The sequence below is a fragment of the Streptomyces cinerochromogenes genome (assembly GCF_014648635.1).
Taxonomy (GTDB): Bacteria; Actinomycetota; Actinomycetes; order Streptomycetales; family Streptomycetaceae; genus Streptomyces; species Streptomyces cinerochromogenes.
Window position 1 is genome coordinate 207,146 of record NZ_BMRM01000007.1, and the last position, 13,220, is coordinate 220,365.

Below are 13,220 nucleotides of genomic sequence, written 5' to 3' on the forward strand. Positions count from 1 at the left end.
TTGGTCAATGGATGGTCAAGAAACACGTTAACCCTGCAAAGTCCTTTGCAGGGTTAACTGAACGTTACGCGCCGAAGAGAGCGTGAAAAGTGCGGGTCGGGTGGCGTGAACCCACCCTTGACCCGCGGGGTTTGATCGGCTATTCGATGCCGGGTGAAGGCCCTAGGCGCCCAGCAGACCCTTCGCGTCCCGGGCCAGCGCGGTGAGCCGGGATATCGCGCGGAAGTACTTCTTGCGGTAGCCGCCGTTCAGCATCTCGTCGCTGAACAGCTTGTCGAACGGCAGCCCCGAGGCCAGCACGGGGACCTCGCGGTCGTAGAGCCGGTCCGCGAGCACCACCAGGCGCAGCGCCGTCGACTGGTCCGGCACGGGCTGCACGCCGGTCAGGCACACCGCCCGCACCCCGTCGGTCAGCGCGCCGTACCGGCTCGGGTGAACCCGGGCCAGGTGCTCCAGCAGGTGCGGGAAGTCGTCCAGCGAGGCACCCTCGGTGGCGAAGGCGGTCTTCATGACCTCCTCGTCGGAGAAGGGCGCCGGGGCCTCGGGCAGGCCGCGGTGGCGGTAGTCCTCGCCGTCGATGCGCAGGGTGCGGAAGTGGGCGGACAGGCCCTGGATCTCGCGCAGGAAGTCGGCCGCCGCGAAGCGGCCCTCGCCCAGCTTGCCGGGGAGCGTGTTGGAGGTGGCGGCGAGCGCCACGCCCGCCTCGACCAGCTTGCCGAGCAGGGTCGACACCAGGACCGTGTCGCCCGGGTCGTCCAGTTCGAACTCGTCGATGCACAGCAGACTGTGCCCGGACAGCGTCCGCACCGTCTGCTGGAAGCCGAGGGCGCCGACCAGGTTGGTCAGCTCCACGAAGGTGCCGAACGCCTTGCGGGAGGGTTCGGCCGGGGTCGCGTGCCACAGGGAGGCGAGCAGGTGGGTCTTGCCGACGCCGTAGCCGCCGTCCAGGTACACCCCGCGCGGGCCCGCCGGGGCCTTGGGCGCCTTGGCCCGGCCGAAGCCGAACAGGCCGCGCCTGCCGTTGCCGGAGGCCTGCGCTTCGCCGAGCCCGGCCGCGAAGCCCTCCAGCACCCGGACGGCCTCGGTCTGGCTGGGCTGGTCCGGGTCCGGGATGTAGGTGGCGAAGCGGACCGAGTCGAAGCGCGGGGGCGGCACCATCTCGGCGACCAGCCGCTCGGCGGGGACATGCGGCTGGCGGGCGCACAGGGACAGAGGGCCGGCTTCCGGCAGAGGACTGGAACCGGGGGCGGCGGTGGAGGACGACACAGTTCCTCATGCTAAGCGCCGTGTCACACTGCACGGCATGCGACGCCTGTTCCCTGTGACCGAAGAGACAGCAGCCCAGGCCCCCGGCGGGGGCCCGGAGGGGCAGGAGGCCGGTGGGGCCGCCGGTGCCGGGGCGGCTCCAGGGCCCGGTGGGAACCGGGAGTGGAGCCTCGCCGAGCTGGCCGCCGCCTACGCCTACCCGGAGCCCGCGCCGGGCGCCCCCCGGACCTGGCTGCGGGCCAACATGGTCTCCTCCCTCGACGGCGCCGCCCAGCACGAGGGCCGCTCCCAGCCCATCTCCAGCGCCGCCGACATGCGGATCTTCGGCACCCTGCGGGCGCTCGCGGACGTCGTGCTGGTGGGTGCGGAAACGGTACGGCAGGAGGGGTACCGCCCCGCACGCGCGCGTGCCGAGTTCGCCGGGGCCCGCAAGGCCGCGGGGCAGGGCCCGGTCCCCGCGATCGCGATCGTCACCGCGAGCCTGGAGCTGGACTTCACGCTGCCGCTGTTCACCTCGCCCCTGGTGCCCACGCTGGTCCTCACCGGGGCGGCGGCCGCCCCCGACCGGGTCGCCGCCGCCGAGAAGGCCGGCGCCCGCGTGCTGATCGCCGGTGCGGGCATGGGTGTGGAACCGGCCCGGGCCGTCCAGGCCCTCGCCGACCTCGGCCACACCCGGCTGCTCACCGAGGGCGGCCCCCGGCTGCTCGGCCAGCTGATCGCCGCCGACGTGCTGGACGAGCTGTGCCTGACGATCTCGCCGACGCTCACCGCGGGGAGCGCCCAGCGCATCGCCGGGGGGCCGTCGGTCGCCGTTCCGCACCGGTTCGAACTGGCGTCGCTGCTGGAGGAGGACGGATTCCTGTTCAGTCGCTACCGTCGGCCCCAAAACAGCGGAATCTATCGTTCCGCTTAGCTTCCGGCGGGCAGACTTAGACCGGCAGTACCCGTGCGATCACGGGGAAGGATGGTTTCCGCAGGGGCCCTGCCGGGCCCTCTAAGGAGAAGAGGCGCCTGGTGTTCACAAGCGTTCTGATGATCGAGAAGGCCCTGACGTCCGCCGACGTGGAGTTCGTCACCACCTTGCACGGGGACGAGCCCGTCTCCTTCCACGTGCTGCTCCAGCCGCGCGGCGAGCAGGCGGACCGGCTGCTGCGGGCCATCGACGACATCGCGCTCGGCGAACTCGACGAGGCGGTGCGCGAGGGGGAGACGCCGGAGGGGCAGGAGGCGCGGAGCATGGGGCAGCAGGCCCTCGGCGTGTCGCTCCAGGCGCTGCGGTCCGCGGGGAGCGCGGCGGAGGGGCGGCTGGTCGAGGACCATCCGCTGGACGCGCTGAAGGCGCTGGTCGCGGAGGTGGGCGCGGACGAGGTGATCGTGCTCACCGATCCGCACTACGTGGAGGAGTTCTTCCACCGGGACTGGGCCTCCCGGGCGCGGCACAAGGTGGGGGTGCCGGTGCTGAAGCTGTTCTCGCACAGCAAGGAGTAGACGCTCCGCCGGGTCGGCCGGTGAGTGCCCGTCCGGGGCTGCCGGTGCGCTCGCGGACGCGAGGACGTCGGGGTCGGCCGCGCCCACGCGGACGCGAGGACGCGCGAGGACGTCGGGGTCGGGCGTGCCCGCGTGCCGGAGCCGCACCTCGTTGCGGCCCCGCGCCCCGGGGCCGGCCGCCCCACGCCCCTTGCGGGGTGACCGGTGCTCCAGCGCATAGGCTAGGGCCGCTCTCGTACGTACCGTCTCTGGGGAGAAACGCATGGCACCCGGCCTTCCTACCGCCATGGACCGACCGCACTTCATCGGCATCGGCGGCGCCGGAATGTCGGGCATCGCCAAGATCCTCGCGCAGCGCGGGGCCGAGGTGGCCGGCAGCGACGCCAAGGAGTCGGCGACCGCCGAGGCGCTGCGGGCGCTGGGCGCGACCGTGCACATCGGGCACGCCGCCGAGCACCTCGCCGACGACGCCAGCTGTGTCGTCGTGTCGTCGGCGATCCGCGAGGACAACCCGGAGCTGGCCCGCGCCGCCGAGCTGGGTGTCCCGGTGGTGCACCGCTCCGACGCGCTGGCCGCGCTGATGGAGGGGCTGCGGCCGATCGCCGTGGCCGGCACCCACGGCAAGACCACCACCACCTCGATGCTGGCCGTCTCGCTGGGCGAGCTGGGCCTGAAGCCGTCGTACGCCATCGGCGGCGACCTGGACGCGCCCGGCTCCAACGCGCTGCACGGCGAGGGCGACATCTTCGTCGCCGAGGCCGACGAATCGGACCGCAGCTTCCACAAGTACGCGCCCGAGGTCGCCATCGTCCTCAACGTCGAGCTGGACCACCACGCCAACTACGCCTCCATGGACGAGATCTACGAGTCCTTCGAGACGTTCGTGGACCGGATCACCGAGGGCGGCACCCTCGTGGTGTCCGCGGACCACGAGGGCGCCCGGGAGCTGACCCGGCGCGTCTCCGGGCGCGATGTGCGGGTGGTCACCTACGGCGAGGCCGCCGACGCGGACGTACGCGTGCTGTCGATCGTCCCGCAGGGGCTGAAGAGCCGGGTCACCGTGGTGCTGGACGGACAGGAGCTGACCTTCGCCGTCTCCGTGCCCGGCCGGCACTACGCCCTCAACGCCGTCGCCGCGCTCACCGCCGGCGCCGCCCTCGGCATCCCGGCCGCCGAACTGGCGCCCGCGCTCGCCGCCTACACCGGTGTCAAGCGGCGCCTCCAGCTCAAGGGCGAGGCCGCCGGCGTCCAGGTGATCGACTCCTACGCCCACCACCCGACCGAGATGACCGCCGACCTGGAGGCCATGCGCGACGCCGCCGGTGACGCCCGCATCCTCGTCGTCTTCCAGCCGCACCTCTTCTCCCGCACCCAGGAGCTGGGCAAGGAGATGGGACAGGCCCTCGCCCTCGCCGACGCCTCGGTGGTCCTGGACATCTACCCGGCCCGCGAGGACCCGATCCCCGGCGTGACCAGCGAGCTGATCATCGAGGCCGCGCGCGCGGCGGGCGCCGACGTCACCGCCGTGCACGACAAGGCGGAGATCCCCGCGGTGATCGCGGGAATGGCGAAGCCCGGTGATCTCGTTCTCACCATGGGCGCGGGCGACGTGACCGACCTGGGCCCGCTGATCCTGGACCGCCTGTCGCAGTGAAAAGGGGCTGAGAACTGATGTCGTACGACGTCGAGAAGCCGGACGAGCAGTGGCGCGCGGAGCTGAACCCGGCCGAGTACGCCGTGCTGCGCCAGGCCGCCACCGAGCCGGCCTTCACCGGTGAGTACACCGACACCAAGACCCAGGGTGTGTACTCCTGCCGGGCCTGCGGCGCCGAGCTGTTCACCTCCGAGACCAAGTTCGAGTCGCACTGCGGCTGGCCGTCCTTCTACGACCCGAAGGACACCGACGCCGTGGAGCTGGTCGAGGACCGCTCCCACGGGATGGTCCGCACCGAGGTGCGGTGCGCCCGCTGCGGCTCCCACCTGGGGCACGTCTTCGCGGGCGAGGGCTACCCCACCCCCACCGACCAGAGGTACTGCATCAACTCCATCTCCCTGCGGCTGACCCCCCAGGAGGGCTGAGCCGAGAGCGGGGCCCCGCCCGCGGGGCCGCCTCGACGGCCGGGGCTGGTGCCCCGGCCGTCCCGGTTTGAGATTCTGTGAGGGTGTTGGGTGTGGCGCGGTGGATCCGGTCCCGTCGCAGGCCCCCGCCCGTCGACGCCGGCCGCCGCCCGGACGGCGGCGGCCCCGGCGAGGCCGGGCGGGCCGCCGCGTCACCGAGCGCCCTGCGCGAGGCCCTGGCCGGGATCGGTACGACCCTCGACGCGGCCACCACCTGCACCGAGCTGACCCGGGCCGCCGTACGACTGGCCGACGGAGCCGCCGCCGTCCTGCGCCGCAGCAGGGAGGGCACCGCCGGGTACGACGCGATCACCGGGGACGCGGAACTGCTGCCCGACGTCCGGTGGGCCGCCGCCGCGGCCCGGGAGACGGACGTACCGGCCGTCGGCACGGGCCCGGACCCCTGGCTGGAGCACACCGGTGCCGCCCGCTCGGGAGCCGCCCTGTGCACCCCGCTGACCAGCGGGGACGATCAGTACGGGGTCCTGGTGTGGGCGCGGCCCGGGCAGCCCCTGCGCCGCGCCGAGGCCGAGCTGCTCGCCCTGCTCGCCGAGCGCGCCGCCTCGCACCTGCGGCACGCCCGCGCCTACGAGCAGGTCAGCCGGACCGCCGGGGACCTGCAGCGCGCGCTGCTCGCCGAGCCCGGCCGGCCGCACCCCAACCTGGACGTCGCCATCCGCTACCTTCCGGTGGGCCGCAGCGCCCTGGTCGGCGGCGACTGGTGCGAGACCGTGCGGCTGCACTTCGGGCGGACCCTGCTGGTCGTCGGTGACGTCATGGGGCACGGCCTGGAATCGGCCGTCGACATGAGCGCCTACCGCTCCTCGCTGCGCTACATCGCCTCCGCCGACCTGCCGCCGCACCGGGTGCTGCGGCAGATGGACGACATCGCCGCCGGGGAGGACGACCGCAGACCCGCCACCTGCCTGCTCGCCCGCGTCGACCCCGGCCGGGGGCAGGTCACCCTGGCCAGCGCGGGCCACCTCCCGCCCGTGCTCATCGACCGGGACGGCACCACCGGGGTGCTGTCCGTGCCGGTCGGGCCGCCGCTGGGCACCGGACTCGGCGGCTACGAGCCGGTCACCCACCGGCTGGCGCCCGGCGAGACCCTCGCGCTGTTCACCGACGGGCTCGTGGAACGCCGGGGCGAGGACATCGACCGCTCCCTGGCCCGCCTGGCCGCGCTGCGCTTCACCGCCGACTGCGCCCTCGACACCGTCCTGGACACCATCCTCACCCGCCTCGACGCCCGCCACGCCGAGGACGACGTAGCCGTCCTCGCGGCCCGCCCCCACATCCGTGAGGCGGCTGCGGTGCGGGCGGGGACGGGGAGTGCGGGAGGCTCTTGAAACGCGATGCGAGGGGCTGAGTGAGGGTCAGATTTCGAAGGGCGGCCAACTGACTGCCAGGCGACCCGGGTTGACCACCCCGACCCTCAGCTGACGACGCGCCGGCCGTCGTGATGGACGCCCCGGCACCGACCCCCGCCCCGCTCCCTTCGTAGTGCGGAAACACGCGCGGTCTAGACTCTCCCCGCACCAGCCCAGGATCGGTCGGCCCGAAGGGTACGCGGCGTTTTGATACGGATAGATGCAGTCACGAAGCGGTACCCGGACGGCACGGTGGCGGTCGACCGGCTGTCCCTGGAGATACCGGACCGCGCGATCACCGTCCTCGTCGGGCCCTCCGGCTGCGGCAAGACGACGACCCTGCGGATGATCAACCGGATGGTGGAGCCCAGCGAGGGCAGCATCCTCCTCGACGGCCGCGACATCCGGCAGCAGCCGGTCAACACCCTGCGCCGGTCGATGGGTTACGTCATCCAGAACGCCGGTCTCTTCCAGCACCGCACCATCCTCGACAACATCGCCACCGTGCCCCGCCTGCTCGGCTGGGGCAAGCAGAAGGCCCGGGCCCGGGCAGCCGAGCTGATGGAACGGGTCGGACTCGACACCGCCCTGGCCAAGCGGTACCCGTACCAGCTCTCCGGCGGCCAGCAGCAACGCGTCGGCGTGGCCCGCGCCCTCGCCGCCGACCCGCCGGTGCTGCTGATGGACGAGCCGTTCTCCGCCGTCGACCCCGTCGTCCGCAAGGGCCTGCAGGACGAACTGCTGCGCATCCAGGACGAGCTGGGCAAGACCATCGTCTTCGTCACCCACGACATCGACGAGGCGATCAAGCTGGGCACGAAGGTCGCCGTGCTGCGCACCGGCGGCCGGCTCGCCCAGTTCGCCCCGCCCGCCGAACTGCTCAGCGCCCCCGCCGACTCCTTCGTGGAGGACTTCCTCGGCGCCGACCGCGGCATCCGCCGGCTCTCCTTCTTCCCGTCCGCGGGGCTGGAGTTGCAGACCGCGCCGATCGTCGCGATCGACGCCGACGCCGCCCGGCTCGCCTCCCGGGCCCCTGCGGCCCCCTTCCTCCTCGTCACCGACCTCGACGGCAGGCCCCTCGGCTGGAGCGAACCGGACCGGCTCACCGCCGGCGCCATCGACCCCGGCCGGCTCCTGGACTTCGGGCGGCCGTTCGTGCCCGGCACCGACTCGCTGCGCACCGCGCTCGACGGCGCCGTGCTCTCACCGACCGGGTGGGCGGTGGCCGTGGACGGCGAGGGGCGCGCGGTCGGCGTCGTCTCCCAGCAGGTCATCGGCGAGGCGATCCGCGCCGCCCACAGCGGGGTGGCCGAGCGGGAAGACGCGGAGGCCGGGCGGTGAACGGCTTCTTCGACCTCCCGAGCGACCTCCAGCACAGCTACCTCGGCCTCGTCGGGCTGCACCTGCGCGAGGCCCTGCTTCCGGTGCTGGCCGGGCTGCTCGTCTCGCTGCCCGTCGCCCAGCTGTGCGTGCGGTTCCGCTGGATCTACCCGCCCGTCCTCGGCGTCACCACCGTCCTCTACGCCATCCCCTCCCTCGCCTTCTTCGTCGTCCTCATCGACTACTTCGGGCAGAGCGAGACCACGGTGATGATCCCGCTCGCGCTCTACAGCCTGGTGGTGCTGGTCCCGGCGATCGTGGACGGTGTCCGCTCGGTGCCGCCGGAGACCCTGGCCGCCGCCCAGGCCATGGGCTTCGGGGCCGTACGCCGGTACTTCCAGGTGCAGTTGCCCATCGCCGCACCCGCCATCATCGCCGGCCTGCGGGTGGCCACCGTCTCCAGCATCTCCCTGGTCAGCGTCGGCATGCTCATCGGCAACCAGGGTGCCCTCGGCAACATGCTGTACGACGCCCAGATCTACCACCGGCCCGCCCTGGCCGTGAACTCGGTGCTGACCATCGCCGTACTGGGCATCCTCGCCGACGCCGTACTGGTCCTCGTCCGCCTCCTCCTCACCCCCTGGATGCCGCGGAAGGGGACCACCCGGTGAACGTCCTGGACTTCGCACACGCCTTCTTCAACGACAGCGCCCACTGGCACGGCTACGACGGCATCCCCACCCGGTTCACGGAGCACCTCACGTACTCCCTGGAAGCCCTGCTGATCGCCGCCGCGATCGGCCTGCCCGTCGGCCTGCTCACCGGCCACACCGGGCGCGGCGGCAACGCGCTCGCGCTCATCGCCACCGCCGGCCGGGCCCTGCCCAGCTTCGGCCTGCTGGTGCTGATGGTCATCTGGATCGGCCTCGGAATGCTGCCGGTGATGATCCCGCTGGTGGTGCTCGCCGTACCGCCGATCCTGGTCACCAGCTACGAGGCGATCCGCTCCGTCGACCCGTCCCCGGTGGACGCGGCCCGGGGCATGGGGATGCCCGAGGCACGCGTGCTGTTCCAGGTGGAGGTGCCGGTCGCGCTCCCGCTGATCCTCAGCGGCCTGCGCACGGCGGCCATCCAGATCGTCTCCACCGCCACCATCGCCGCCTACGTGGGCCTCGGCGGCCTCGGCCGGTACATCATCGACGGCCTCTACCAGAAGAACTACGAGAAGGTCGTCGGCGGCGCCACCCTCGTCGCCGGTCTCGCCCTCGCGACGCTCGCCGTGTTCTGGGCGGCGTCCCGGCTCACGGTGTCGCCGGGGGTGCGCCGCGGCGGCTGACGCACCGGCCGCCGACGCCTAGGGGGTTTCGTTTGGATCAGCCCGGGTCCGCGACGCCCGGCACGGCACCTCGCCGCGTTGTCGGACCACCCGAGTACGCCCAGTACGCGGGTGATCCTCCGCCTTGCGATGCACCGCACCGGACGCCGCGGCCTGATCCGACCTGTTCCAAACGAAACCCCCTAGGACTCGGAGCGGGCCAGCGCGAGTTCGAGGACGACGAGCAGCGTGTCCCGCACCGAGCCCCGCTCGCGGGCGTCGAACACCACGACCGGTACCCCGGCGGAGACGTCCAGCGCCCAGCGGACCTCCTCCAGCGCGTGCTCGACCGTTCCGTCGAAGGCGTTCACCGCGACGGCGAACGGGATGCCCTTGTGCTCGAAGTAGTCGACGGCCGCGTAGCAGTCGTCCAGCCGGCGGGTGTCCACGATGACGAGGGCGCCGACCGCGCCCTCCACGATGTCGTCCCACATGAACCCGAACCGCTCCTGCCCGGGCGTGCCGAACAGGTAGAGCTTGAGGGTGGGGTCGATGGTGAGGCAGCCGAAGTCCATCGCGACGGTCGTCGTGGTCTTGCGCGGGGTGTGCGTGAGGTCGTCCACGCCGGCCGCGACCTCGGTGATGGACGCCTCCGTGGTCAGCGGCTCGATCTCCGAGATCGCGCCGACGGCCGTGGTCTTGCCCACGCCGAAGCCGCCCGCGATCACCATCTTCACCGGCAGCGGCGGCCGCACGGCCGCCGGCGCGGCCGGGCCCCGGGCCGGGAGCGGTTCAGTCGGTGTCACTCGGTACCCCTCGGGGAGTCGGGGACGGCCCGCAGGCCATCGATAACCCTGCGCAGGACGGACGCGTCGTGGGTGGCCTCGGCGTCCGGCACGTACACCGCCAGCAGGCCCTCCTCGCGCAGGTCCTCGGCCAGGACGCGGACCACGTTCAGGTGCAGCCGCAGCCGGGCCGCGAGTTCCGCGAGGGACTGCGGCAGCCGGCAGGCGGCGACGATGTCGTGCTGCTCGAAGGAGAGCCCGCCGAGCGCGAAGAGACCCTCGGCGGTCGCCACCACCTGGGTCTCCACGGGCAGCGCCCGGCCGGAGGCGGCGTCCGCGACCCGGCCGGCGGTGACCAGGTACGGCCGTACGGCGGGGGCGGGGCCGACCGGGTCCGGGCCCGGCGGCGCGCTGCCGTCCGCCATGGGAGGTCTCTCCTTCTCAGCGGGCCGTCGCCGCGCCGACGCTGTTCTTCAGCTCCAGCACCAGCTGCGGGCTGAGCGCGGCACCGGCGCGGTTGGCGAACAGCGTCATCTCGTAGGCGACGTTGCCGAGTTTCGCCTCCTTGTCGGTGACGACGCCGAGCACGGCGCCGCTGCCGATCGCGGAGACGATGACGTGCCCGCCCTCCAGATCGATGATGACCTTGTTCAGCCCGCCCAGGCCGTAGTTGCCGGACGCGCCCGCGGCCAGGCTGGTGATGCCGGACACGATCGCCGCGAGCCGCTCGGAGTCGGCGTGCTCGCGCAGCTCGGACACGGCGATCAGCAGGCCGTCGGAGGACACGGCGATCGCGTCCACGACGCCGGCGGTCTCGGTCGCGAAGCGGTTCAGCAGCCAGGTGAAGTCGGCCGCGGCGGCCTGCAGGTCGGTCTGCGGTGTGCCGCCCGTGGGGCTGTCACCTGTCGACGTGCTCAACTCTCGGGCTCCTTCCGGGAGGCGGTGCTGTCATCACTGTCATCACTGACAGCGGTACTGTCACCGCTGTCACGGCTGTTACCGCTGTCGCTGTTCCCGCCGATGCCGTCCCGGCGGGTGAGGGGGTCCGTGCCGGCGTCGCGCCGGGCGCGTTCCACCGCTTCCTCGAACTCCTCCAGCTCGCTGCGGACGGCTTCCGCGTCCAGCGGTCGTACGGTCTGCGGCACGGTCGTCGGTGCGGCACCGGTGGTGGTCCGGAGCGTGGCCCCTCTGACGCGGCGGCGGAGGGGGCGTCCGGTGCCGGAGGGAGGGGGCGCGGGGGGCCGCGACTCGTCCGGCGCGCGGCGGGGGAGACGGCGGGGCAGCGGGCCCGCACCGTGATCCGCGCGGGCGGGCTCGTCGGTGGCGGTGCCGTCGGCCGGGGTCCTCGCGTGCGCGGGGTCCGGCGCGGGTGGCAGGTCCCGGGACGGTGCCGGTCCCGACGTCGTGGTCTTCCGTGCTGGTGCTGGTGCTGGTGCTGGTGCTGGTGCTGGTGCTGGTGCTGGTGCTGGTGCCGGTGCGGCGGTGGCCGGGGTTTTCGTGCCCGCGGCCGGTGCCACCAGCAGCGAGGCCGGCAGTGTCACCTCCGCCGTCACCCCGCCGCCCGGCGTCCGGGTCAGCTCGACCCCTATCTCCCAGCGGCGCGCCAGCGCACCGACCACGAACAGGCCCAGCACCTTCGTCGGCACCAGGTCCAGGCGTTCCCGGCGGATCAGCCGGGCGTTCTCCTCGGCGAGCCGCTCGGCGCTCATGCCGAGGCCGTGGTCGGTGACCACGATGTGCGTGCCCCCGGCGCCCGAGCGGACGGTGACCTCGACGGGACTGTCCTGTGGTGAGAACGCCACCGCGTTCTCCAGGAGCTCGGCCGTCATCAGCGTGAGGTCGCCGATGACGTCCGGCTCGACCAGGGCGTCCGACGCGGCGTACAGCCGTACCCGCCGATACCCCTCGATCTGCCCGAGCGCGGCCCGGACCACGGTGGACAGCGCCGTCGGCCCCGCGTCCAGCACGGTCTCGCGGATGCCGGCCAGCAGCATCAGGCTGTCGGCGTTGCGGCGCAGCCGTACGGCGATGTGGTCGATGGAGTACAGCCGCTCCAGCAGCGCCGGGTCGGTCTCGCCGCGCTCCACGGCGTCGATCAGCGCGAGCTGGCGGGTGGTCAGGTTGCTCACGCGGCGGCCGACGTTGCCGAACATCTCGGCGGTGTTGCGGCGGCTGAGCACCTGGCGTTCCAGCAGCGCGGCGGCTGTCGTCTGCACCCGGTTGAAGGCCTCCGCCAGGTCGCCGATCTCGTCGCGGGCCGTGACCGGCATGTCCCGCAGCCGGGGCGGCCCGTCGTCCTCGGCGTCGTCGTCGGCCACCCGCGCCAGCTCGCGCCCCGCCACCTCGGCGACCTCCCGCGCCGCCCCGGTGAGCGCCTGCACCGGCCGGACCACCGAGCGGCGCACCAGCACCGCGAAGGCGATCCACAGCGCGAAGGCGATCAGCGTGCCGCTCAGCAGCAGCCCGGCCCGCCACCGGGCGGTGTCGGCGGCACCGTCGGCGCGGTCGGCGATCTCGCCGATCAGCGCGGTGGTGATCCTCAGCCGGGCGGCGGCCTGTTCGGGGTAGGCGGGGTAGTCGCCCAGCGCGTCCCGCACCGACCGCCGCAGCCGCGCCTGGTCGTCCGTCTGCAACCGGCCGATGCCGACCTGCAGTTCGGCGTACGCCTCGGCGATCTCCCGCTGCGCCCGCGTGTGTTCGATGCCGGAGAGCCGCTCGGCCTGCGTCTCGGTGGCGAACCGGCCGAAGCGCGCGGCCTGGTGGGTGTAGAGGTCGTAGGCGCCGACCGCGTTGGTGAACTCGATCAGCGCGTTGGTGTCGCCGGTGGTGGCGGCGAACACGTTGGTCTCGAAGGCACCGTGGGCGGCGTCGGCGCGCAGCAGGGAGTCCAGCAGGCTGCCGGTGAAGGTGTCGGCGAAGTCGGCGTCGCGGTCGAGCCCGAGGCCGTCGATCAGGCTCTGCGCGGCGCCCGCGTAGGCCGGGTCGATGTTGTCGGCGGGCAGGTACGACTGCTCCACCGAGGCGCGCAGGCTGGTGAGGCCCTCGACCCCGCGCAGGGCCTGCGCCTCGCTCTCCGGCAGCCGGGCGCCGAAGGTCTCGCGCACCCTGCTCACCTGGGAGTCGACGGCGCGCTGTGCCGCGCGGTAGGCGGACGTCGAGGGCCGCGCGTCCCCGGACTCGTAGCGCGTGGAGAGCAGGATGGCCTGCTGGTGCTCTGCCTCCACCCGGTCCACCAGCCGTGCCACCTGCGCGCTGTTCCGCACCAGCCGGGCCGCGGAGGCCGCGCTGGACGACTGCTGCACCAGGTCGGTGAAGAGGTACGCCAGCAGGACCGCGATGACGGCGAGGGGGATGCCGACGAGGAGGTTGAGCTTGCGCCGGAAGGGCCAGCGGTCGGCGAACGCCGCTCGTGCGCCGTCCTGCTCGGGTGTGTGCCGGCCGGGTGCGCCGTCCTGCTCGGGCGCGTGCCGGACGGGTGCGTCCACCTCGTTCGTGGACACCGGGCCTCCTTCGTGCTCACGACACCGGAGCGGGCCCCGCGCACCGCTGTGTTCGATT

General features: G+C 73.2%; 12 protein-coding genes and 1 pseudogene. 8 read left to right on the top strand and 5 right to left on the bottom strand.

Annotation, left to right across the window (positions count from 1 at the left end; genetic code table 11):
- Positions 1 to 162 precede the first annotated feature (162 nt).
- Positions 163 to 1,266, bottom strand: coding sequence for a cell division protein ZapE (gene zapE / locus IEZ20_RS15915; protein ID WP_189298848.1), 1,104 nt, complete (start codon positions 1,264 to 1,266; stop codon positions 163 to 165).
- A 37-nt stretch (positions 1,267 to 1,303) separates the two neighbouring features.
- Between zapE and IEZ20_RS15920 the strand changes: the two genes are divergently transcribed.
- The 8 genes from IEZ20_RS15920 to IEZ20_RS15955 all read left to right on the top strand — a co-directional run bounded on the left by IEZ20_RS15920 (position 1,304) and on the right by IEZ20_RS15955 (position 8,898).
- On the top strand, positions 1,304 to 2,179 hold the full coding sequence (locus IEZ20_RS15920) for a pyrimidine reductase family protein (RefSeq protein ID WP_189298850.1): 876 nt from the start codon (positions 1,304 to 1,306) through the stop codon (positions 2,177 to 2,179).
- Between the two features lie 101 nt (positions 2,180 to 2,280).
- Positions 2,281 to 2,754, top strand: coding sequence for an indole-3-glycerol phosphate synthase (locus IEZ20_RS15925; protein WP_189298852.1), 474 nt, complete (start codon positions 2,281 to 2,283; stop codon positions 2,752 to 2,754).
- Between the two features lie 262 nt (positions 2,755 to 3,016).
- A complete protein-coding gene (gene murC, locus IEZ20_RS15930) occupies positions 3,017 to 4,408 on the top strand; it encodes a UDP-N-acetylmuramate--L-alanine ligase (RefSeq protein WP_189298854.1) in 1,392 nt (463 codons plus the stop codon).
- A 17-nt stretch (positions 4,409 to 4,425) separates the two neighbouring features.
- Positions 4,426 to 4,833: a peptide-methionine (R)-S-oxide reductase MsrB gene (gene msrB, locus IEZ20_RS15935; RefSeq protein ID WP_189298856.1), complete on the top strand. Its 408-nt coding sequence runs from the start codon at positions 4,426 to 4,428 to the stop codon at positions 4,831 to 4,833.
- Between the two features lie 92 nt (positions 4,834 to 4,925).
- Positions 4,926 to 6,221 carry a PP2C family protein-serine/threonine phosphatase gene (locus IEZ20_RS15940; protein WP_229896085.1) on the top strand — a complete coding sequence of 432 codons (1,296 nt, stop codon included), beginning with the start codon at positions 4,926 to 4,928 and terminating at the stop codon, positions 6,219 to 6,221.
- A gap of 228 nt (positions 6,222 to 6,449) precedes the next feature.
- A complete protein-coding gene (locus IEZ20_RS15945; protein ID WP_189298860.1) occupies positions 6,450 to 7,583 on the top strand; it encodes an ABC transporter ATP-binding protein in 1,134 nt (377 codons plus the stop codon).
- A complete protein-coding gene (locus tag IEZ20_RS15950; RefSeq protein ID WP_189298862.1) occupies positions 7,580 to 8,233 on the top strand; it encodes an ABC transporter permease in 654 nt (217 codons plus the stop codon). Before IEZ20_RS15945 ends, IEZ20_RS15950 begins: the two co-directional genes overlap by 4 nt.
- Positions 8,230 to 8,898 (top strand): ABC transporter permease, encoded by a 669-nt coding sequence (locus tag IEZ20_RS15955; protein WP_189298864.1) that lies wholly within the window; start codon positions 8,230 to 8,232, stop codon positions 8,896 to 8,898. The genes IEZ20_RS15950 and IEZ20_RS15955 overlap by 4 nt, the downstream gene beginning before the upstream one ends.
- 182 nt (positions 8,899 to 9,080) lie before the next feature.
- On the opposite strand, the gene IEZ20_RS15960 is transcribed toward IEZ20_RS15955, so the two are convergent.
- The 4 genes and pseudogenes from IEZ20_RS15960 to IEZ20_RS15975 form a co-directional block, all read right to left on the bottom strand.
- The gene (locus IEZ20_RS15960; RefSeq protein WP_189298866.1) at positions 9,081 to 9,683 is read right to left on the bottom strand and encodes a GTP-binding protein; all 603 of its coding nucleotides are present in this window, start codon (positions 9,681 to 9,683) and stop codon (positions 9,081 to 9,083) included.
- Positions 9,670 to 10,087 (bottom strand): annotated as a pseudogene (locus IEZ20_RS15965) (DUF742 domain-containing protein). Before IEZ20_RS15965 ends, IEZ20_RS15960 begins: the two are co-directional and overlap by 14 nt.
- A 16-nt stretch (positions 10,088 to 10,103) precedes the next feature.
- A complete protein-coding gene (locus tag IEZ20_RS15970; protein ID WP_189298870.1) occupies positions 10,104 to 10,580 on the bottom strand; it encodes a roadblock/LC7 domain-containing protein in 477 nt (158 codons plus the stop codon).
- Complete coding sequence (locus IEZ20_RS15975) at positions 10,577 to 13,162, bottom strand: sensor histidine kinase (RefSeq protein ID WP_189298872.1); 2,586 nt, start codon at positions 13,160 to 13,162, stop codon at positions 10,577 to 10,579. Before IEZ20_RS15975 ends, IEZ20_RS15970 begins: the two co-directional genes overlap by 4 nt.
- Positions 13,163 to 13,220: the final 58 nt, after the last annotated feature.